The sequence below is a fragment of the Rhodococcus sp. 008 genome (genome assembly GCF_001682295.1).
Lineage (GTDB): Bacteria > Actinomycetota > Actinomycetes > Mycobacteriales > Mycobacteriaceae > Rhodococcus_F > Rhodococcus_F qingshengii.
Window position 1 is genome coordinate 3,156,667 of the sequence record NZ_CP012749.1, and the last position, 20,389, is coordinate 3,177,055.

A 20,389-nucleotide genomic window follows, 5' to 3' on the forward strand; every position below is an offset into this window, starting at 1 on the left:
TGAAGATAATTCTCTACGCTGTATGCATGGTGCGTGAAAGTTCAAAAATCGGTATTCAGACGGCTGCCTCGCCGAAGCATGTTCGGGCAGCAATGAAGTTGGACGAGATCGACCGGGTTCTGCTCGAAGAGCTGGCGAAGGACGCGAGGATTCCGAACAATGCGCTGGCTGCGATCGCGGGAATTGCGCCGTCGACATGCCTCGGACGTGTGCGCGCCTTGGTGGACAACGGTGTGATCAGGGGATTCCATGCGGACATCGACCCCGCCGCTCTCGGAATGGATCTGCAGGCGATGATCGCAGTTCGACTGCAGGCCAACGCGCGGTCGCATCTCAACCGGCTCGGTGACGACTTCGCCAAGCTGGACTCCGTGCTCAACGTGTATTTCGTGGCCGGTGTCGACGACTACATGCTGCACGTCGCAACGACGGATTCGGCGCAGTTGCGCGACTTCGTCGTCAACAATCTCTCGGCACATCCGGCGGTTGCTGCGACCGAGACGATTCTGATCTTCGAACATGTCAGGCCTAGAGGCGGTACGGCCTGATTCGTTCTCACAAGATGGCGGGGCGACGCCCGGACCAGGCGTTCTCGAGGAGTTCGCTCAAGCCCGGCGCGGTGATCTCACGCGGGTTCGGATAAGCGGCGGAGGTCGCGAGTTCCACTGCACGGCTGATCTGATCGTGACTCATTCCCACCTCTCGCAGAGAGGTCGGTCCGCCGCACGAGGTGACGAGGTCGAAAACGCCGGTGGCGGCGTCGGATACACCCAAGGCAGTCGCTATTCGAGACATGACTTCCGGGACGCCAGGCGCGTTGAACGCCATTGCCTGGGGAAGGACAACGGCGTGGGTGGGAGCGTGCGGCAAACCGAAGCTGCCACCGAGGGTGTGGCACAACTTGTGATGAAGCCCCATACCGACCGTGCCCAAGCAGGTTCCGGCCAACCAGGCTGCTTGCAGTAGTTCGGCCCTACCTTCCAGATTTTTCGTATCATCGACAATGCTCGGCAGCGCACGGGCGATCCCGGAGATCGCCTCGATCGCCATCAAGTCCGTGATCGGGTTGGACTCGGTGGAGTACAACGCTTCAATCGCATGCGCCATCGCGTTGACGGCGCTGGTGACGGTGGTATCCAGCGGCAGATCGAGAGTGAGGTCGACGTCGTAGATGACGGTTTCCGGTCTGATGTGGGGAGAGGAGCGAGTTGTCTTGCGTCCGTTCTCTGTTTCACCCAACACCGGAGTGACTTCTGATCCCGCGTACGTTGTCGGAACGACGATCTGATCGAACCCCGCTCGTAGTGCCAATGCCTTGGACAACCCGGTTGCCGAACCGCCGCCGATCGCGACGACCGTGTCGACGTGATGGTTCTCGGCAAGTCTCAGCGCGGCTGTCGTGACTTCGATCGGAGTATGCATCAAAGCGCCGTCGAAGCGGGCCACCGCCATGTCGCCGAGAGATTCGGTCACGGCGGCGGCAACCGCGTCGAGTCGACGACTTGCCAGCACCATCACTCGGCTACGGCCGAGCCGCCGCACTTCTTCGGCGATCGTATCGATCATCCCTTGGCCGAAGACAATTCGAGCCGGTGAAGCGTCGTACGAGAAGGGCTTCATGTCATCCCTGCGAAACGGTGGCGTGCATTTCCCAGACGATGACCTCTGCCCCGGTATCGGAGCTGATCTGCTGACCTCCGCCGCCGGACACGCGTACCGCGTCACCTTGTTCGAGCACTCCGACGCCTTCCATGGCGGCCTGACCGTCGGCGACAAAAACGTGCAGGAACGGTGCGTCGGGCAGGGTCACGGGCTGTCCGGGTTGCAGACGCGCAACGTGCATCGCGGCGTACTTGTTCTTGATCCGGATTGCCGAGTGATCGGCGTACGCGTCCATGCCCGACGCGACGGGAACCAGTCCACCGGCAAGCAATTCGGCGTCGATCTCCAACTGCTCGTATCCGGGCGTGATTCCGGCCGCGTCGGGGACGACCCACATCTGGATGAAGTGAACCGGGTCGCTGTGCTTGTCGGAATGCGCACCCGCCACGTCACCGAGTCGCCACGAATCGTTCTTCTCCGAATGCAGGATTCCCGTTCCAGCGCTCATCCGCTGGGCGAGACCGGGGTAGATGACGCCCGAATGCCCCATCGAATCCTGATGTACGAGAGAACCTCTCAGTACCCAGGTGACGATCTCCATGTCCTGGTGCGGGTGGGTGTCGAATCCCATTCCGGGCGTGACGATGTCGTCGTTGTTGACCAGGAGAAGACCGTGGTGAGTGTTCTTCGGGTCGTAGTGATTGCTGAACGAGAACGAGTGCTTGGAGTCCAGCCAGCCGGCATTGGACTTGAAGCGATCCCCGGATCGACGGATATCGAGGTTCGGCTGCGACAGAGTGGAGGTCATGGTGTGCCTTCCGAATGGTATGGGGGAGAGCAAGTTTTCAGAGGACGTGATTGCCGTACATCTCGCCGAGTGGGTCTGCGATCAGTTCGAGTCGAGCGCCGTCGGGATCGCGGAAGTACAGCGAAACCTCACTGTGCTCGATCAGTTCGACGCCGGCCTCGGTCAGTCTGGTACGTAGCTTCGCCCACTTGGCGGGTTCGACGCTGATCGCGATGTGGTGGAGGCCGCCGAGTACTTCTTGGTACGGGCCCACGTCGAGACCCGGGAAGTCGAAGAACGCCAGAAGGTTGCCATTGCCGATGTCGAAGAAGAAGTGCGACGACCCGGGATAGTCACGGTTCTCGATCAACTCGGTGAGTGGGAATCCGAGGAGATCCTGGTAGAACTTCACGGTTTGTTCGACGTCACTGCTGATCAGGGCCGTATGGTGCAGTCCGCGTGCGGTCGATGCGGGTCGTTTGTCGGCGGGGAGCAGATGTCGATCCCTGATCTCGGCCCGGCGTTCCTCGAACTGCACTGCGTTGTCGACCTGCACTGCGTTGTCGTCGCTCATGGCGCCCGCCTCTCGGTTGAACCTTCTCTTCGAACAGGTAGTTGACTGATCAACTACATTGAGAATAGATCATTTGATTTCGTTGTCAACTACTTCGGATATGCTGGTGTCATGGAATCGACGCGGTGGTTGAGCGACTCGGAGCAAACGGCCTGGCGGGCTTACCTGGACTCGACCCGACTGCTCCAGCGTGTTCTCGATCAGCAGTTGGTGCGAGACTCCGACATTTCCTTCACCGATTTCGAACTGCTGGTCGCTCTCGCCGAAGCGCCCGGCCGGCAACTGCGCATGAGTGAGCTCGCCGACGCTGTGATGGCTACCCGAAGTGGTGTGACCAGGGCCGTCAATCGGCTGGTCGGTGCCGGGTGGGTGCGCCGGGTCGAGTGTGTCGACGACAAGAGGGGCGCTAATGCGGAGCTGACCGACTCGGGTGCCGAGAAATTGGCGTCGGCAAGCCCGGCGCACGTGGCCGCTGTACGGGAGAGCATGTTCGACCTGCTGAGCCCGCGAGATGTCGAGCGGCTGGGTGTGGTCTTCGGTGAGATGCGTCGGCACCTTCTCGAGGCCCAAGCAAGTAATTGACAGAGCAACGGCCCATGTCACGTAGTTGGTGAGGGCTGCGAACGGACTGCCATCATTGTCTGGTGACCCGTATTCGTATGTTCGCAACCGACCTCGACGGCACCCTGCTGCGCTCCGACCGAACGATTTCGGCGCGCACCGCGCAGGCCATGGAGAACGCGCGGCTCGCGGGGATCGAAGTTGTGTGGGCGACGGCCCGGGCCAGGCATTCGGTACACACGTTGGCGAGCTCGTGCGGATTTCGCGGTAAAGCTGTGTGTGCCAACGGAGCTGTCATTCTCGACCTGGCGGACGGGACTCCGGAGATCGTCGACACCGTTTCGATCGAAACATCTTTGGCTGCAACAGCTATGGAGCAGGTTCGTGCTCTGATTCCTGGCGTCGTGTTCGCGAACGTCGGACCCACGCAGTTCTTTGCCGAGCCGGAGTATGCCGCTCTGTGCGAGTTCGCGGACCATCACCGGCACCTGCACGAGATGGTGCTCGCCGATACGCTGCCGCTGGACGTGGAGCCGATGGTCAAGATCGTGGCCCGGCATGCCGAGGTTCCCAGCGCCGACCTGTACCGAACTGCGGTCGCTGCGGGCATCGAGGGTGTGGAGTTGACCCACTCCGGGGCTCCGTACATGGAAATGGCTGCAGCGGGCGTCTCGAAGGCCAGCGCTCTCGCGCAGTTGTGCGCGATCGACGGCATCGACGCGTCGGAAGTGGCCGCAGCCGGTGACGCCTTCAACGACGTTGCGATGCTGACCTGGGCCGGAACAGCTCTGGCGCCGGCCAACGCCAGAACCGAGGTCATCGAGCTCGCCGACCGAATTTTGCCCACGAACGACGAGGACGGCGTGGCGAGCTACCTCGAAGAGTTGGTTGCGGGGCGCTAGTTCAGCTGCTGACGGCCTTGGGTCCGGTGCCGATACCGACTCCGCAGTCCGTCATGAATTCGGAGAAGACACGGTCGAAGCGATCCGGGTAGTCAAGGTGCGGGAAATGTCCGGCGCGCTTGAAGATCTCCACCCGCCCCAGCGGTAGTTCGGCGCGAGCGTTCTCGGTGTGGGCGTTGGGGATGATGGTGTCTTCCTCACCCCACACCAGTAGTGCCTGCAGATTCTTGAAGTTGGCGAAATGCGGAGTGGCATTGACGGTTTGACCGTTGTAATTGATGACCGATCGTGCCGTCGCCAGAAATGCCTGACGCGTCGACGCGTCCGACACCGAAGCAAAGCTCTTACGGGCCTCACTCGCGCTGGCACCGAGCTTGAACAGGCCGATCTTGTTGAAAAGTCCGAGCGCTTTGTCTGTCACGTCGGTCAGCGTCCGGGATGCGAGGACGGGAAGTACCAGTTCGCTGCCGGGCAGAGTTGCTGCACGCAGGAGTGGGCTCACCTCGGGGCCGAGTCCGCCGCTGGCTACCAGGCACAGCCGCTCCACACGCTCGGGGAAGAGATACAGTGTCTGCATCGCGATCCCACCACCGAGGGAGTGACCGACGAGGGTGGCCGACGGAATATCGAGGGCTTCGAGGAGGTCGCGAACGGTGGCGGCGTGAGCACTGAGTGAGTAGTCGCCGGCAGGCTTGTCCGACGCACCATGTCCGAAGAGATCAGGGGCGATCACGCGGTAATGACGCGAGAGCGTCTCGATCTGCGGCTCCCAATTGGAGTGCGCGCCCAGTAGGCCGTGAATGAGCACCACAACGGGGCCACTGCCTTGGTCGACGTACTTGAGCTGGTCGCCGTGCAATACAACCGTCTGTAGTTGGTCGGTTGCCATGATTGAACCTTTCGGAGCCGCCAGTGTCTGTGGCTGCTCGCGTGTTGTCGGACCGCACCCGCCCCGACGCGGATCCACGGGTATTTGTGACCGGGAGTAACCCCAGTTCCCTCAGTATGCCCACCGAGGGGCCCGATGTCGTCGCCATCGGGCGTGTTGTGACGAACCGTGAGCCGTCGGCTGAGGGGAGACGTACAACTCACCGCCGCGTGTCGGCGCCGCTGATCAGGCGAAATCGACCAGTTTGCCGAAAGTGAGGTTGATGTCCCACGGTGTGACGCCCCACGTCTCGATCGCTGATACCGCGAAGATTCCGGCAGCCTCGATGGTGTCCTGTGAGGCTGGTGCCGAAACGGAAACGCCGGTTTGTCCGCTCGGAACCTCCGGCCAGACGCCGGTTCCGGCGGGCGCGGGGGTGGCCTCCATGACCGCGTTGGCCAGTCCCGATTCGTCGACGGTCGTGAAGAGGCAGTTCGGCTCGTGCGGAGCATCCCACCCGCCGAGTTCCGCGAGCCAGAATTCGCCACGTCCAGCAGCGGAGATCGCGACCGACGCGAGTACCGATTCGAGATCTTCCCAAGCGTCGGACGTCGGGGCCGACGCCTCGGTGAGCTTGAACGGTGCGGCAAGTGCAGTGCTGTCAGGGGAAGCGAAGCGCGGCTGCACAGTGAGGGCCTGGGTCTGGGTATCCAGAAACGCAACCTCTCGGAACTTGTTGTCCGGCAGGGTCGTACGGGCTACGAGACCGCGTCCCAACTGTGCGCCGAGCGCCGCGGGATCGTCGACGCTCCACAAGCGGGTCTCGTCCTCGGACCAGGTGCGGATCTTTCCGCCGACGACGGGACTGATCAGCACGGGCTCGAGGTTCGTAGTGCCTGTTGACTCGCTCACCGCTGGCTCCCCACCGCACGTCGTACCGCCGGACGGGTTCCCGGCGGCCAGTTAAGTATGCCGCCTCGCTGCTGTGCGCCTTTATTAACCGCCGGGGGTTAATAAAGGCGCACAGCAAGTGGTCACATATGCGTGCCGCCGTCGATGCGGATTTCCGTTCCGGTGACAAACGAGCCGTCCTCGGAAGCGAGCATCGCGATCACGCCGGCGACCGCGGACGGGGGCGCGAAACCCTCACCGATTGCCGGCGCCAGCTTGCCGAGCAGCGTGAAGTCGATGTCGGCCGGGAATCCAGGATCGGAGGTCATGCCCGAAGCGATGCTGCCGGGTGCGACGGCCACGGCGCGAAGGCCCTGCTTGCTGTACTCGAGTGCAAGAGCGTGCGTGAAGGATTGGATTCCGCCCTTCGACGCTGCATATGCCGTCATATATGGGTGGGCGAAGGTGGCCGACGTGGAACTGAAGTTGACCACGACGCCTGCTCCGCTTTCGAGCAGTGCCGGCAGGGACTCCCTCGTCATGAGGAATGTTCCGGTGAGGTTGACCCCGATGACGGTGTTCCAGAAATCGAGTGTCATCTCGTGGGTGTGTGCGGAGCGCAGAATGCCCGCCGCATTGACCAGCACGTCGAGGCCGCCCAGAGCCTTGATCGCAGCGCCGACCTGTTCGCGAACAGACTCTTCGCTGGAGATGTCGACCTTCACCGTGGTCAGGCGATCGGAATGGCCTGCGTCCTTCGCTGCGTTCAGCGTCTGTTCGAGGCCGGTCTCGGAAATGTCGGCGGCGACGACGGTGCCACCTTCTGCCAGGATGCGGGCAACGGTGGCCTGGCCGATTCCGGATCCTGCGCCGCTGATGAGGACGCGCTTGTCGTCGAATCGATTCACGAGAAAACTCCGGTCTGTGGGATGGACAGCTGTCTGGTGACCGATTCTGCGCTACCGGAGGGTGCGAGACAGCGGAATGTTCCGCTCAGTGGGTGACTGCTACTTGCAACTGGCTTACGCAGGCGCAGCTGGTCGAATACATTCAGACCGGTCGCAATAGGTCGGCCCATTGAACGCGAGAATCGGGGAAAAAAGTGTCGCTTCCGCAGTTGACTTTGGACGAGGCTCTTCTGCTCGAATTGCTTTCTTCAAACGGAGATACCCTTGGTAACGGCAAGCTCAGGCAGAAGGCAAGTTTCGGCAAAGAGCGGTATCGAACTGCTGCAAATTCTTTGGTGGCCAAGAACCTGGTCCGTAAAGCAGGCGGCCGGGGTGGAAGCGTGGTTCGGGAATCTTCTACGAGAGACCAGGACGACGACGAGTCAGTTACGACGCTGACGGTGCCGTTCAGGGTCCGGGAATTAAACCTCTACGCACCGATGGTCGATGTGCTGCGGGAGCTTCCACTCCGCAAATCCGGCGTGGCGCCACTGACGGTCGACGACGTCGCTAATCAAGGTAAGCGAAGCACCGGTGGTACGTGGTCACGCTCAGATCTTGTGACAATCTCGGTACGTAGATTCGACTACGTACCTGGAATCTTTCTGGAGGCCACAACCGTTGAGGTGAAGCCTTTCGATCAAGTCAATGTCACAGCGGTGTACGAAGCGCTTGCGCATCGTCGGGCATCGACGCACGCTGTTGTCGCGTTCCATATCCCTACGTATCTCACGGATGCACTCAAGAGACCGCTTCGAGAAGTTCGCACAGTTGCCAGTTCTCACGGAATTGGGGTCGTCACCTTCGCGGATCCTGGGGATAAAGCGACTTGGCGAGTGCGTGAAGAAGCTGAACGGTTCGAACCGGATCCGGTGAGACTTAACAAGCTGATAGAAAAGCAGCTTTCGGCCAGCTCACGGGAACGGATAGCAATCGAACTGAGGCGGAACATGCAGTTTCAGGAAATCTCACCATCAGGACTGTCAATACCCGAGAACGGGTTAGTCGCTCCTGCAGAGAGCTGAAGTCTGGTTCAGACCGAACGAGACGGTGCTTGTTCGCTCGCAATCCCGAGCGAACAAGCACCGACGTCTCCTAGAGGCCCGCTGCCTGCGCGAGGCTCGGCAGGTAGGTGCTCGGCTGACCGAAGAGCTGAGCGCTGCCGTGTGCACGCTTGAAGTACAGCTGAGCGTCGTGCTCCCAGGTGATTGCGATTCCGCCGTGCAACTGAACTGCTTCGGAGGTGATCTGCTGCAAGGCTTCCGAGCAGTAGACCTTCGCCACTGCCGCGTCGTCCGCCGACTGCGTCGCCACGGCGGCGTACGTCATCGAGCGCGCCGTCTCGACCAACATGTACATATCGGCCATCCGATGTTTGAGGGCCTGGAAAGAACCGATCGCGCGACCGAACTGCTTGCGCGACTTGGTGTATTCCACGGTCTGTTCGACGATCGCTGCTGCCGCTCCGACCTGTTCAGCAGACAAGGCGATCAGAACGACGGTTCGGATCCGATCGACCAGATCTTCGGACCACTCCAGTGGCCGACCACGAACACCGGAGAACGTGACCTCCGCCAGCGTTCGCGTCGGATCCATGGTGGGGACGCGTCGGCGGGAGACGCCTTCGGCCGCTGGATCCACTTCGTAGAACCCGTCGGCCGTCAGAACGAGCAGGGTGTCTGCGACGTGTCCGTCGAGGACGTACGACGCCGTGCCGGTCAACGCGTCTTCGGTTGCCTCGACGCCGAAGGTGTTCCAACCCGCGGCACCTGCCCAGCACAGAGCGAGCGTGCTCTCGCCGGACGCGACACCGGGCAGCAGTCGCGAGCATGCGTCGTTGTCACCGGAAAGCAGCAGTGCCTGTGCGGCAAGAATCGCCGAACCCAGCATCGGTGACGGGGTCAGCGTGCGGCCCAATTCCTCCTGGACCACGTGTACTTCGCCCAAACCTGCTCCGACGCCGTCGAACTCCTCCGGAATCGCCAACGCGGCGATGCCGATCTGCTCGCACAGCTTGCTCCACAAAGCGGCGTCGTAGCCGATCTCTGTGGTGATGGCGGCGCGGACGGCAGCGGAGTCGGAATGCTTGCTCAGGAGATCGCGTACCGATGCGCGCAGTGCTGCCTGGTCTTCGGTGTCGATGCTCATGATGCAACCAGCGCTTCGACGACGCGTGCGCGATGCTCGGACGGTGTGCCCCACGCGGTGAGCAGCGCCCGTACCTTGGTGAGCCACAAGGAGAGATCGTGTTCCATCGTGTAGCCGATGGCGCCGTGAACCTGGAGTCCGACGCGAGCGGCCTTGTACGCAGCATCCCCGCACGCGACCTTGGCCGCAGAGATGTCACGTGAGGCGTCGGCCGACTGATCGCGAACCGACAGTGCGGCGCCGTGCAGCAGGGGACGAGCCATCTCGAGGGAGACGGCAACCTCGGCCAGGTGGTGCTTCATGGCCTGGAACTGTCCGATGACCTTGCCGAACTGCTTGCGCTGCTTAGCGTATTCGGTGCTGACCTCGAGCAGTGTCTGGCCGAGACCCTGCAACTGCGCGGCAGTGGCAAGAGCGCCCATGTCGAAGGCGGCCGAGAAGTCGGCGGAGCCCAGCGATTCGCCGGCGGAAACCTCGTAGAGCTTGCGGGAGAGATCCACCGATGCCTTGGCTTCGCCAGGGACACCGAGTGATACGGCACCGTCCTGCGCGAGCAGAACCAGATCCACAGCATCGCCGTCGAGCGCGAACGGTGTGCGCGGGGGAGCTGCGACAGTTGCCAGCGAACCCTCGGCGAGAGCAGAGAGACGTTCCGGTGCAACGGAGGCCAGGAGCGTCGGCGCCACGGCGATGGTCTCGACCACCGGTCCGGGTACTGCGTGCCGACCGAGCTGTTCGAGCGCAACGACCAGGTCGACGGCGTCGGCGCCGAGTCCGTCGTGCTCTTCGGAGATGACGAGACCGTTGACGCCGGTCTCGGCGAGGCGCTGCCAGAGCTTCTTGCCCGGCTCGGTGTCACCGTCGTTCCACGAACGGATGACGGCGGGCATGTCGGACTTGGTCAGCAGTGCATCGATGCTTGCAGCGAAGTCCTGGTGGGAGGAGTCGAGCGCGAATCTCATCGGTCCGCCTTCGGTAGGCCGAGCAGACGCTCAGCGATGACGTTTTTCTGAATCTCGTTGGTGCCTGCGTAGATCGGGCCGGACAGGGAGAACAGGTATCCGTCCATCCAGTTGTCGGCCAACTCGGCTTCAGGGCCCTGAAGTTCGAGAGCAGTCTCGTGGGTGGCGATATCCCACTCGGACCAGAAGACCTTGTTGATCGAGGACTCGGCGCCGAGCTGTCCACCGTCGGCCAGACGGGTGACGGTGCCGAATGTGTTGAGTTGGTAAGCGCGAGCGCCGATCCAGGCGTCGGCGACCTGGTTGCGCAGAGCGCTGTCGTCGGTGCGTCCGCTGGACTTGTACAGCTCGAGCAGGCGGTCGACGGTGGCGAGAAAGCGGCCGGGGCTGCGCAGCGAGAGACCACGCTCGTTGCTCGCGGTGCTCATCGCGACCCGCCAACCTTCGTTGACGTTTCCGATCACACCCGACTCACCTGGGTTGGCCGGGTCGTCCGGAACGAAGACGTCTTCGAGGAAGATCTCGGCGAAGCCGGGCTCACCGTCGAGCTGATCGATCGGGCGAACGGTGACACCCTTCGACCGGAGGTCGAACATGAAATACGTGATGCCCTTGTGGCGCTGCGCATCCGGATCGGAGCGGAACAAGCCGAAGCCCCAGTCGGCGTAACTCGCGCGTGAGCTCCACGTCTTCTGACCGTTGAGCAGCCAGCCGCCGTCGACCTTCTTCGCACTCGAACGCAGGCTTGCGAGGTCGGAACCGGACTCGGGCTCGGACCAGGCCTGGGCCCAGATGTCGTCGGCACGAGCCATGCGCGGCATGATGCGAGCCAACTGCTCGGCATTTGCATGCTCGAACAGTGTGGGAGCCAACAAGAAGATACCGTTCTGGCTTACGCGGCCGGGCGCGCCCGAGCGGTAGTACTCCTCCTCGAAGATGACCCATTCGAGCAGGGACGCATCGCGTCCGCCGAGTTCCTTGGGCCAGGAGACGACGGCGTAGCCGGCGTCGGCGAGTGTGTGCTCCCACTGACGGTGCTCTTCGAAGCCTTCGGCGGTATCCATCGACTTCAGGGGAGTCGCGGGCACATTCGCTTCCAGGAACGAGCGAACCTCGTCACGGAATGCGGTTGTGGCGTCGTCGAATACGAGATCCACTAGTTTGTTCCTTCCTGCGGTGCGCGAGCACTGGCAGCCATAGCTTTGGCGTCGAGACCACCAAGCGAGTCTTTGCCGACTTCGGCGTTGTGAGCGTGAGCGAAGTGATGCAGACCGAAGACGGAGTCGATGCCGTTGCGCATCCCCATCTGATCCTCGCACTGATTGACGGCCTTCTTGGTCAAAGCCAGTCCGAAGCGCGGCATCTCGGCGATACGTCCGGCGAGCTCGAACGTCTCCTTCTCGAGATGCTTGCGGGCGACGACGCGGTTCACCATGCCGATTTCGTATGCACGTTGCGCGGTGAACCGATCGCCGGTGAAGAGCATTTCCTTGGCGAATCGTGAACCGACCATCCACGGGTGCGCGAAGTATTCGACGCCGGGGATGCCCATGCGGACAACGGGATCGGAGAAGAAGGCGTCGTCGGCCGCGACGATCATGTCGCAGACCCAGGCGAGCATGAGCCCGCCGGCAATGCAGGCGCCTTGCACCATCGCGATGGTGGGCTTGGGGATCTCCCGCCAACGGCGGCACATGCCCAGGTAGACCTCCATCTCGCGGGCGAAACGCTGGTCACCGCCTGGCTTGTCGACGTGATCCCACCACATGGTGGCCTTGTTCTCGTACTCGACGTGATGGTCGCGTCCCGGAGTTCCCAGGTCGTGACCGGCACTGAAGTGAGGTCCGTTGCCTGCCAGGACGATCACCTTCACGTCGTCGTCTTCGACGGCGCGCTGGAATGCCGCGTCGAGGGCGTACGTGACCACCGAGTTCTGGGCGTTGCGGTAGTCGGGTCGATTCAAGGTCACGACGGCGACCGAGTCACGAACCTCGTAGGTCACGACGTCGGCTTCGAAGGGAACGGTCATGATTGTTCCTCGCGCAGAACCGTTTTGAGGACCTTGCCCGAAGGGTTACGGGGCAGATGATCTACGAAGCGCACCTCGCGGGGCACCTTGAAGCCTGCGATCTTCTCCTTGAGGAAGGCGATCACCGACTCTTCGGTGAGGCCGGCACCGTCGAGTTGGGCGATGTAGACGCGGCCCACCTCTCCCATCCGGTGATCGGGGATGCCGATGGCAGCAGACTCGTGGACGCCGGGCAGGCGAGCCAACATGCCCTCGATCTCGGCGGGGTAGACGTTGAATCCGCCGCTGACGTACATGTCTTTCAGACGGTCGGTGATGTCGAGATAGCCACGCTCGTCGAGGGTTCCGACGTCTCCGGTGTGCAGCCAGCCGTCGGCGTCGATTGCCTTGGCGGTGGATTCGGGGTCGTCGAGGTATCCGAGCATGACGTTCGGTCCACGAAGCAGGATCTCACCCTGGTCGCCGATCTTGACCTCGAAATCGGCTGTCGCGCGGCCGGAACTGGTGGAGACGGTGACCGGGTCGTCGTCGGTGCGGCACATGGTCGCGACCACTGCCTCGGTCAAACCGTATGCCGTGAGGACGGCGTCGAAAAGCTCTGCTTGCATGCGCTCGACGAGAGCAACCGGCACGGGTGCTGCGCCCGTGATCGCGATGCGGAGCGAGGACAGGTCGTATTCGCTGCGGCGGGGATGATCGAGGATGGTCTGGTAGATCGTCGGGGCGCCAGGCAGGATGCTGATCTTCTCGCTGCTGACCAATGCGAGGGTGTCGTCGATGTTGAAGACGGACACCGGCACGATCGTCGCACCGTTCAACAGGCAGACCAGGATTCCGGCCTTGTACCCGAAGGTGTGGAAGAACGGGCTGATGATGAGGAAGTTGTCGTCGGCGGTGACCTCGGCGCATTCACCCCACGACTTGGCGACGGCGATGGACTGACGATGCGCGGTGATCGCACCCTTGCTGCGCCCCGTGGTGCCGGAGGTGAAGAGGATGTCGCTGACGTCGTCTGGCTGCACCTTCGCAGCACGCGCGTCGGCTTCGGTGCGGGCGGCGTCGGTGGCGAGCGCGAGGAAGTCCTCGAACTCGATGACGCCGTCACGGTCGTCGTCCCCGTCGATCGGTACCTGGATGACGGTGGGGATCCTCAGGTCCGGATTGGCGTCGAGCAACTGCTGGTACCGGTCGGCCTTGAGGAACGTGCCGACGACCACCAGGGCAGCTGCGTCGACGCGCTCGATGATGTCGAGTGCTTCGGTGCCGGTGTAGCGCGTGTTGATCGGGATGATGGCTGCGCCGGCGTACTGAGCGCCGAGCAGGGCGATCACCCAGTGGTACGTGTTGGGCGCCCAGATGACGACGCGGTCGCCTGCCTTCACCCCACGGTTGATCAGTGCGCCGGCGAAATCGCGGACGCGCTGATGTAGCTGTGCGAAGGTCAGTCGGGTGTCGCCATCGGCGATAGCCGCGCGCTCACCGAACTCCTCGGCGGCCCGGATGAGGGCTGATGGGATGGTTCTCGGTTGTTCGGTCACTGGACTCCTACCTGACACGCTACCTAGCAAGTGCTTGGTAGGTTATCTTACATATGTGGACCAGAGCGAGAGCCCGGACGGGCAGATGACGGACGACGAGTTTGCGGCCACGGTCGCGCAGTGGTTGGCCGAGAACTTGACGGGCAAATTCGCCCAGCTCAAGGGTAAGGGCGGCCCCGGCAGTGAGCACGAGTTCTTCGAGCAACGACTCGAGTGGGACAAGCACCTCGCAGCGTCGGGGTGGACGTGCCTCGGGTGGCCGAAGGAGTTCGGCGGGCGGGGAGCAAGCATCTCCCAGCAGGTCATCTTCCATCAGGAGTACGCGAAGGCAGGTGCGCCCGCTCGCGTCAGCCACATCGGTGAAGAGCTGCTCGGCCCGACGCTGATCGCGTACGGCACCGACGAGCAGAAGCGCCGATTCCTTCCTGGCATCAACACGGTCAGTGAACTGTGGTCGCAGGGCTACTCCGAGCCCGGCGCCGGTTCCGACCTCGCGAACGTCTCCACGACCGCACGCCTCGAAGACGGCAAGTGGATCATCAACGGCCAGAAGGTGTGGACCTCACTGGCTCACGTCGCGCAGTGGTGCTTCGTGGTCTGCCGCACCGAGGTGGGCTCCAAGCGTCACCAGGGGTTGAGCTTCCTGCTTGTCCCGTTGGATCAGCCCGGTGTGACAGTTCGGCCCATTCAGCAGCTCACCGGCACATCGGAGTTCAACGAGGTCTTCTTCGACGACGCCGTCACCGATGCCGATCTGGTGGTCGGGGAACCCGGCGAGGGCTGGAAGATCGCGATGGGGCTGCTCACCTTCGAGCGCGGTGTATCGACGCTCGGACAGCAGATCGGATTTGCTCGCGAGCTCCAGGGCGTCGTCGACCTGGCGAAAGCCAATGGCAGTGACCAGGATCCGCACATTCGCGAAAAGATCGCCCGCGCGTGGGTCGGACTGCGCGTGATGCGCGCCCACGCGATGCGCACTCTCGACGCGGTCGACGCCGGAACCGGTGGCGGAGAAGCGTCCGTCGCAAAACTGTTGTGGGCCAACTGGCATCGTGATCTGGGACAGCTGGCGATGGACGTGCAGGGTGCGTCGTCGTTGGTTGCACCGTGGGCGGATTCCGAAGGCAATACCTCGGACATCACCGATCCCGAGCACCTCGAGCTCGACGAATGGCAACGCCTCTTCCTCTTCACCCGCGCCGACACGATTTACGGCGGCTCCAACGAAATTCAGCGCAACATCATTTCCGAGCGCGTGCTCGGTCTTCCCCGAGAGGCCCGTTAATGTCTGACACCAAAGCCGCGTCCCCGCTTTCCGTTGCGCCGGAGGAAACCCCGGGCCACGGACTGCTCGCGGGCAAGAAGGCGATCATCACCGCCGCAGCCGGAACCGGCATCGGTTTCTCCACTGCGCGCAGGGTGCTTCTCGAGGGCGGCGACGTTCTCGTCTCCGACTTCCACGAGCGTCGACTCGGCGAGACGGTGGAGAAGCTGAAGGCCGAGTTTCCCGGCCAGCAGGTCGAGTCCATCATCTGTGACGTCTCCAGCACCGAGCAGGTCGACGCGTTGTTCGTCGGCGCCGCCGAGAAGTTGGGACGTATCGACATCGTCGTCAACAACGCGGGCCTTGGCGGTGAAACGCCCGTCGTCGACATGACGGACGATCAGTGGGATCGCGTTCTCGACATCACACTCAACAGCACCTTCCGTTCGACGCGCGCCGCCCTGCGGTACTTCAAGAGCGTTCCCCACGGCGGTGTTCTGGTGAACAACGCGTCCGTTCTCGGTTGGCGCGCGCAGCATTCCCAGGCGCACTACGCCGCAGCCAAGGCCGGCGTCATGGCGCTGACTCGGTGCAGCGCCATCGAAGCAGCGGAGTACGGAGTCCGTATCAACGCGGTCTCGCCTTCCATTGCGCGTCACGCGTTCCTGGCGAAGGTCACCAGTGAGGAACTGCTCGACCAGTTGGCTTCCGGTGAGGCCTACGGCCGCGCCGCGGAGGTCTGGGAGATCGCAACGGTCATCGCGATGCTCGCCAGCGATTACTCCACTTACATGACCGGCGAGATCGTCTCCGTTTCTTCGCAGAGGGCCTAGCGTCCCCGTGCGCGGTTAAGGAGTCCCTGGACTCGCTGACCGCGCACAGGGGAAGGCCCTGGATAGGATTGAATACATGACGCCACCTCGAAATTCCGACGAATCAAACGGCAAGTCCGGGCGCCGCGACGAGCTGCTCGAGATCGCGGCGGGGCTCTTCGCCGATCGCGGAGTGCGCGCGACGACCGTCCGCGACATCGCCGACGCCGCCGGGATCCTGTCCGGCAGCCTGTATCACCATTTCGATTCCAAGGAGTCGATGGTCGACGAGATCCTGCACCAGTTCCTCGACGAACTCTTCGGAAAATACCGCGAGATCGTCGCGGCGGGGTTGGACAGTCGCGCGACGCTCGAAGCACTGGTCGTGACGTCGTACGAGGCCATCGACGCCTCACATTCGGCTGTGGCGATCTACCAGGACGAGGTCAAGCACCTCGTCGGGAACGAGCGCTTCGCTTACCTGGCCGAGCGCAACACCGAATTCCGGGACCTGTGGGTCGGCGTCCTCGAAGCCGGCGTCGCGGACGGGACCTTCCGCTCCGACATCGACGTCGAATTGGTCTTCCGCTTCATGCGCGACACCGTGTGGGTCGCGGTTCGCTGGTACCGCCCGGGTGGATCCCTCTCGGCGCACGCCGTCGCGGCTCAATATCTCGCGATCGTGCTCGACGGGCTCTCCGATCCGGCCACAACTTCAGACGCTATTGCTGAATCAACTTCAAGAACTATTGCTGCACAACGAAACTAGGAGCTAACGCTATGTCCGAGGTTTACATCGTCGACGCCATTCGCACACCGATCGGCAAGAGGGGCGGCGCGCTGTCCGGCGTGCACCCCATCGATCTCGGTGCGCACGTCGTCAAGGCACTGGTCGAGCGCACCGGTATCGACCCCAGTGACGTCGACGACGTGATCTTCGGTTGCGTCGACGCCATCGGCGGCCAGGCCGGCAACATCGCCCGTATGTCCTGGCTCGCAGCGGGATTCCCGGAGCACGTTCCCGGGGTGACCGTCGACCGTCAGTGTGGTTCGAGCCAGCAGGCAGTGCACTTCGGCGCTCAGGCCATCCTGTCGGGCACCGCGGATCTGATCGTTGCCGGCGGCGTTCAGAACATGAGCCAGATTCCGATCTCGGCAGCGATGATCGTCGGTCAGCAGTACGGATTCGACACGCCGACTTCGGGTTCGGTCGGTTGGACCGAGCGCTACGGTGACCAAGAGGTCTCGCAGTTCAAGGGCGCCGAAATGATCGCCGAGAAGTGGGACATCAGCCGCGAAGAGCTCGAGAAGTGGGCCCTGCAGAGCCATGAGCGCGCCAAGGCTGCAATCGCCGCGGGTCGTTTCGACAACGAGATCGTCGCCATGGGCGACGCGACCGTCGACGAAGGACCCCGCGAGACCAGCCTCGAGAAGATGGCGACGCTCAAGGTTCTCGTCGAAGACGGACGCATGACCGCGGCAGTGGCCAGCCAGATCTCCGACGGTGCGAGTGCGCTGCTGCTGGCGTCGGCGGAAGCGGTGGAGAAGTACAACCTCAAGCCCCGCGCCCGGATTCATCACCTCAGCGCACGCGGCGACGACCCGATCTTCATGCTCAGTGCGCCGATCCCGGCCACAAAGCATGCTCTCGCGAAGGCCGGCCTGAGCATCGACGACATCGACATCGTCGAGATCAACGAAGCTTTCGCCCCGGTCGTCCTGGCCTGGATCAAGGAAATCGGCGCAGATCCGGCCAAGGTCAACGTCAACGGCGGCGCGATCGCACTCGGTCACCCGCTCGGCGCGACCGGCACCAAGCTGATGGCAACCCTGCTCAACGAACTCGAGCGCACCGGTGGCCGCTACGGCTTGCTGACCATCTGTGAAGGTGGCGGCACCGCGAACGCGACGATAATCGAGCGTCTCTGACGCCTTGCTGTGCGCCTTTATTAACCGCCGGCGGTTAATAAAGGCGCACAGCAGTTAGTTGTTCGGCACATCCGCAACCTTGATGTCGAAGTTCGCACTTTCACCGTCAACGCTGGTCACGGTAGCTGTGACGTCGTATTCGGTGCCCTGCTCGGTCAGGATGCACGTGATCGATGCGCCGACTTCGGCGTCGAGGTTCTCCGGACACGTCACGTCGTCGGGTGGCTCGCCGATCTTCTCGGCTAGTTGAGTGGAGATCTGACTTGCGACTTCGGACTTGTCCACTTGCGGCGTCCCGACGCTTGCCGAGCAAGCTCCCGTGGCCAATGCCGCCGAGAGTAAGACGATTCCCACTGCAGGCCTCTTTGTCATGTGAACTCCCAGAGTGCGCCGGTGCTCGCTGCTGCCACCTCAGGGATTACCGCATTCGGGACTGTTTCAACCGAGTTGCGCGACGCAGTTTTGCGAGGTCAGCGTCGGCGGACCGTCAAGTTGAAGCCTTCGGGCATCAGGGTGAGCCGTTCGGCTACCTTCAACTCGTAGTCCGGATCGGCCTCGATCGTGTATTTCTGCAAGATGGTGCCCAACACGAGGACCGCTTCGTGAATAGCGAATTGTCTTCCGATGCAGGCGCGTTCACCTGTTCCGAACGGCTTGTACACGTGCGCCGGCCTGGCTTTGATGTTGGCGGGCAGGAAGCGATCCGGATCGAACGCCTCGGGATCGTTGCCCCACACCGGATCACGATGAAGTGACGGGATGAGCACGAGCATCCAATCGCCCTTCTTCATCGGATACTTGCCGACGAGCGTCGTGTCTTCGAGCGCCGCGCGCCCGTAGGCGGGAGCGGTCGGCCACAGACGCAATGATTCGTCGAGGACGCGTCGTACGTATCGAAGTTTCGCGATCTTCTCGAAGGCGGGCTCCTCGCCCTCCCATACCTTGTCGACCTCGGCTTGCGCCTTGGCCAGCACGTCAGGGTTTCGTGACAGGTAGTACAGCGCGAACGACAATGCGCCGGAGGTCGTTTCGTGTCCGGCGACGAGGAAGGTCACGACCTGATGGCGGATGTTCAGTTCGTCGATACGGTTGGGATCGTTCTCGCGTGCCGCCCGCAGCATCAGTTCGAGAAGATCTTCGGGCCCCGGTTCGGTACTTGTCCGCCGGGCACGGATCACTTCGTCCACAACCTCGGCCATGTACGCCTTGCGGACCTCGTCACGTTGATCGGCGCGACGTGCGAGCACTCGCCCGAGGGCGGTCGACTTCAGGAACGTCGTGCGCTGCGAATGGGAGAGTGCGCCGACCATTGCCTTGACGAACGGATGCTGTTCTTCACGTTCGAAGGAGTCGAACGAGTAGCTGAATCCAGTGCGTCCGATGGTCTCCAGCGTCAGCTTGGTCATGTCTGCGGAGACGTCGATGGGGGAGTCACTTTCACGACTGTCCCAATGGTCGACCAACTCGCCGGCTACGTCGAGCATGGTGCGGTGGTACGAGCGCATCGCAGTCTGGCTGAACGCCGGTGCCAGGAGATTGTGCGCCTTGCCCCAGTTGGGTTCGTGGTTGTACGCCGTGAACAGGCCGTCGCCGCCGATTCCGCGGAGTGCTTTGACTCCAGGTGCAAGGTGCTTCGCGAACCGGGACTCGTCGGACAGTTCTGCCACCATGTCCGCGCCCGAGGCGAAGACGAAGCGATTTCCCAGGACATTTCTCTCGAAGATCGGGCCGAGTTCGCGGCCGATGCTCACGGAGTTCTGCAGCGGTGTCCGGATATTGATCCCGAGAACGTCCCCGAGGACCGGCAGGCGCCACGCCGGATGCGGGATCCGAGCATCGGTCGTCGCCTCTGGAGTGGTGTCGACGCTCATTGTGTGTCCCCCGGGGTGAGATCGCTTACTGAATTGATGTCTAGTACGCAAAGTACGCCTTACTGAATCGGTGTCAAGTAGTAATCTGACTTGCCTATGGTCGCACCACGAAAACGCCTGGACCGAGAGCAGCGGCGCACGCAGTTGCTCGACATCGGCGCGCAACTTTTTGCCGATCGCTCGTACGAGGATGTGTGGATCGAAGAGGTCGCCGAGATTGCGGGCGTCTCGCGCGGGTTGATGTACCACTATTTTCCGACCAAGCGAGACTTCTTCGCCGCAATCGTCGAGCGCGAATCGCAGCACCTGCTCGAGGTGACCGCACCCGACGCAACGCTACCGGTGCGCGAACAGGTGGCAGCCGGGTTGGACGCCTACTTCGCGTACGTGAAGTCGCACAGCAGGGGAGTGCGCGCCATCAACGTCGGGACGCTCTCGGCCGAGGCCGGTATCCGGGCGATTGTCGAGCGCGAACTCGAACAGCAGCAGATTCGAATCCTCGATTCACTGGGATTCGAGGGCGAAAGAAGACGGCTCGCTGCCGTTGCAGTTCGGGGATGGATCGCGTTCGTCCGAGCTGTCTGCCTCGACTGGCTCGATCAACCTTCCATACCGCAGGAAGAGTTGAGAGTGATCTGTCTGCGGACCCTCTCGGGAGCGTTGGGCATCGACCTCGAAATGTGAAAAGCCGACCGCGCGGGAGC

22 protein-coding genes are annotated in these 20,389 nt (G+C 62.6%); 9 read left to right on the forward strand and 13 right to left on the reverse strand.

Annotation, left to right across the window (positions count from 1 at the left end):
* Positions 1-26: 26 nt before the first annotated feature.
* On the forward strand, positions 27-548 hold the full coding sequence (locus AOT96_RS14740; protein WP_003945867.1) for an Lrp/AsnC family transcriptional regulator: 522 nt from the start codon (positions 27-29) through the stop codon (positions 546-548).
* A gap of 7 nt (positions 549-555) precedes the next feature.
* Here AOT96_RS14740 and AOT96_RS14745 read toward each other — a convergent pair whose 3' ends face one another.
* Genes AOT96_RS14745 through AOT96_RS14755 form a run of 3 tightly spaced genes read right to left on the reverse strand, consistent with a single transcriptional unit; the run spans position 556 to position 2,963 of the window.
* The gene (locus AOT96_RS14745; RefSeq protein ID WP_065351932.1) at positions 556-1,620 is read right to left on the reverse strand and encodes a maleylacetate reductase; all 1,065 of its coding nucleotides are present in this window, start codon (positions 1,618-1,620) and stop codon (positions 556-558) included.
* Position 1,621: 1 nt separating this feature from the next.
* Positions 1,622-2,410: a pirin family protein gene (locus AOT96_RS14750; RefSeq protein WP_065351933.1), complete on the reverse strand. Its 789-nt coding sequence runs from the start codon at positions 2,408-2,410 to the stop codon at positions 1,622-1,624.
* A gap of 37 nt (positions 2,411-2,447) precedes the next feature.
* Positions 2,448-2,963 (reverse strand): VOC family protein, encoded by a 516-nt coding sequence (locus AOT96_RS14755; protein ID WP_065351934.1) that lies wholly within the window; start codon positions 2,961-2,963, stop codon positions 2,448-2,450.
* Positions 2,964-3,074: 111 nt separating this feature from the next.
* On the opposite strand from AOT96_RS14755, the gene AOT96_RS14760 reads away from it, so the two are divergent.
* Together AOT96_RS14760 and AOT96_RS14765 are read left to right on the forward strand one after the other, a co-directional pair.
* Complete coding sequence (locus tag AOT96_RS14760; protein ID WP_007734171.1) at positions 3,075-3,545, forward strand: MarR family winged helix-turn-helix transcriptional regulator; 471 nt, start codon at positions 3,075-3,077, stop codon at positions 3,543-3,545.
* 62 nt (positions 3,546-3,607) lie between these two features.
* Complete coding sequence (locus AOT96_RS14765) at positions 3,608-4,426, forward strand: HAD family hydrolase (RefSeq protein ID WP_031332850.1); 819 nt, start codon at positions 3,608-3,610, stop codon at positions 4,424-4,426.
* 1 nt (position 4,427) lies between these two features.
* On the opposite strand, the gene AOT96_RS14770 is transcribed toward AOT96_RS14765, so the two are convergent.
* The 3 genes from AOT96_RS14770 to AOT96_RS14780 all read right to left on the reverse strand — a co-directional run bounded on the left by AOT96_RS14770 (position 4,428) and on the right by AOT96_RS14780 (position 7,093).
* The gene (locus tag AOT96_RS14770; protein ID WP_007734173.1) at positions 4,428-5,315 is read right to left on the reverse strand and encodes an alpha/beta fold hydrolase; all 888 of its coding nucleotides are present in this window, start codon (positions 5,313-5,315) and stop codon (positions 4,428-4,430) included.
* 225 nt (positions 5,316-5,540) lie between these two features.
* Complete coding sequence (locus AOT96_RS14775) at positions 5,541-6,206, reverse strand: hypothetical protein (RefSeq protein ID WP_065351935.1); 666 nt, start codon at positions 6,204-6,206, stop codon at positions 5,541-5,543.
* A 122-nt stretch (positions 6,207-6,328) separates the two neighbouring features.
* Positions 6,329-7,093: an SDR family NAD(P)-dependent oxidoreductase gene (locus tag AOT96_RS14780; RefSeq protein WP_003945543.1), complete on the reverse strand. Its 765-nt coding sequence runs from the start codon at positions 7,091-7,093 to the stop codon at positions 6,329-6,331.
* A 194-nt stretch (positions 7,094-7,287) separates the two neighbouring features.
* Between AOT96_RS14780 and AOT96_RS14785 the strand changes: the two genes are divergently transcribed.
* Complete coding sequence (locus tag AOT96_RS14785) at positions 7,288-8,157, forward strand: hypothetical protein (protein WP_003945836.1); 870 nt, start codon at positions 7,288-7,290, stop codon at positions 8,155-8,157.
* 70 nt (positions 8,158-8,227) lie between these two features.
* On the opposite strand, the gene AOT96_RS14790 is transcribed toward AOT96_RS14785, so the two are convergent.
* From AOT96_RS14790 to AOT96_RS14810, 5 genes are read right to left on the reverse strand one after another with little or no spacing between them, the layout of a single operon-like run.
* Complete coding sequence (locus AOT96_RS14790) at positions 8,228-9,280, reverse strand: acyl-CoA dehydrogenase family protein (protein WP_065351936.1); 1,053 nt, start codon at positions 9,278-9,280, stop codon at positions 8,228-8,230.
* Positions 9,277-10,242, reverse strand: coding sequence for an acyl-CoA dehydrogenase family protein (locus AOT96_RS14795; RefSeq protein ID WP_065351937.1), 966 nt, complete (start codon positions 10,240-10,242; stop codon positions 9,277-9,279). The genes AOT96_RS14790 and AOT96_RS14795 overlap by 4 nt, the downstream gene beginning before the upstream one ends.
* Entirely contained in the window at positions 10,239-11,399 is a 1,161-nt protein-coding gene (locus AOT96_RS14800; protein ID WP_007734181.1) for an acyl-CoA dehydrogenase family protein, read from the reverse strand. The genes AOT96_RS14795 and AOT96_RS14800 overlap by 4 nt, the downstream gene beginning before the upstream one ends.
* Complete coding sequence (locus tag AOT96_RS14805; protein WP_054188068.1) at positions 11,399-12,271, reverse strand: enoyl-CoA hydratase; 873 nt, start codon at positions 12,269-12,271, stop codon at positions 11,399-11,401. The genes AOT96_RS14800 and AOT96_RS14805 overlap by 1 nt, the downstream gene beginning before the upstream one ends.
* A complete protein-coding gene (locus AOT96_RS14810; RefSeq protein ID WP_007734186.1) occupies positions 12,268-13,809 on the reverse strand; it encodes a FadD3 family acyl-CoA ligase in 1,542 nt (513 codons plus the stop codon). Before AOT96_RS14810 ends, AOT96_RS14805 begins: the two co-directional genes overlap by 4 nt.
* Positions 13,810-13,864: 55 nt before the next feature.
* On the opposite strand from AOT96_RS14810, the gene AOT96_RS14815 reads away from it, so the two are divergent.
* The 4 genes from AOT96_RS14815 (at position 13,865) to AOT96_RS14830 (ending at position 17,814) form a co-directional block, all read left to right on the forward strand.
* Positions 13,865-15,094, forward strand: a complete 1,230-nt coding sequence (locus AOT96_RS14815; RefSeq protein ID WP_065351938.1) for an acyl-CoA dehydrogenase family protein — start codon at positions 13,865-13,867, stop codon at positions 15,092-15,094.
* On the forward strand, positions 15,094-15,906 hold the full coding sequence (locus AOT96_RS14820) for an SDR family oxidoreductase (RefSeq protein ID WP_003945582.1): 813 nt from the start codon (positions 15,094-15,096) through the stop codon (positions 15,904-15,906). Before AOT96_RS14815 ends, AOT96_RS14820 begins: the two co-directional genes overlap by 1 nt.
* Before the next feature lie 76 nt (positions 15,907-15,982).
* Entirely contained in the window at positions 15,983-16,654 is a 672-nt protein-coding gene (locus tag AOT96_RS14825) for a TetR/AcrR family transcriptional regulator (RefSeq protein ID WP_003945807.1), read from the forward strand.
* A gap of 11 nt (positions 16,655-16,665) precedes the next feature.
* Positions 16,666-17,814, forward strand: a complete 1,149-nt coding sequence (locus tag AOT96_RS14830; RefSeq protein WP_007734192.1) for an acetyl-CoA C-acetyltransferase — start codon at positions 16,666-16,668, stop codon at positions 17,812-17,814.
* A gap of 54 nt (positions 17,815-17,868) precedes the next feature.
* On the opposite strand, the gene AOT96_RS14835 is transcribed toward AOT96_RS14830, so the two are convergent.
* The gene (locus tag AOT96_RS14835; RefSeq protein WP_020906277.1) at positions 17,869-18,186 is read right to left on the reverse strand and encodes a DUF4333 domain-containing protein; all 318 of its coding nucleotides are present in this window, start codon (positions 18,184-18,186) and stop codon (positions 17,869-17,871) included.
* Between the two features lie 98 nt (positions 18,187-18,284).
* Complete coding sequence (locus tag AOT96_RS14840) at positions 18,285-19,685, reverse strand: cytochrome P450 (protein WP_007734205.1); 1,401 nt, start codon at positions 19,683-19,685, stop codon at positions 18,285-18,287.
* Between the two features lie 96 nt (positions 19,686-19,781).
* Between AOT96_RS14840 and AOT96_RS14845 the strand changes: the two genes are divergently transcribed.
* Positions 19,782-20,369, forward strand: a complete 588-nt coding sequence (locus tag AOT96_RS14845) for a TetR/AcrR family transcriptional regulator (RefSeq protein ID WP_047269606.1) — start codon at positions 19,782-19,784, stop codon at positions 20,367-20,369.
* Positions 20,370-20,389 lie beyond the last annotated feature (20 nt).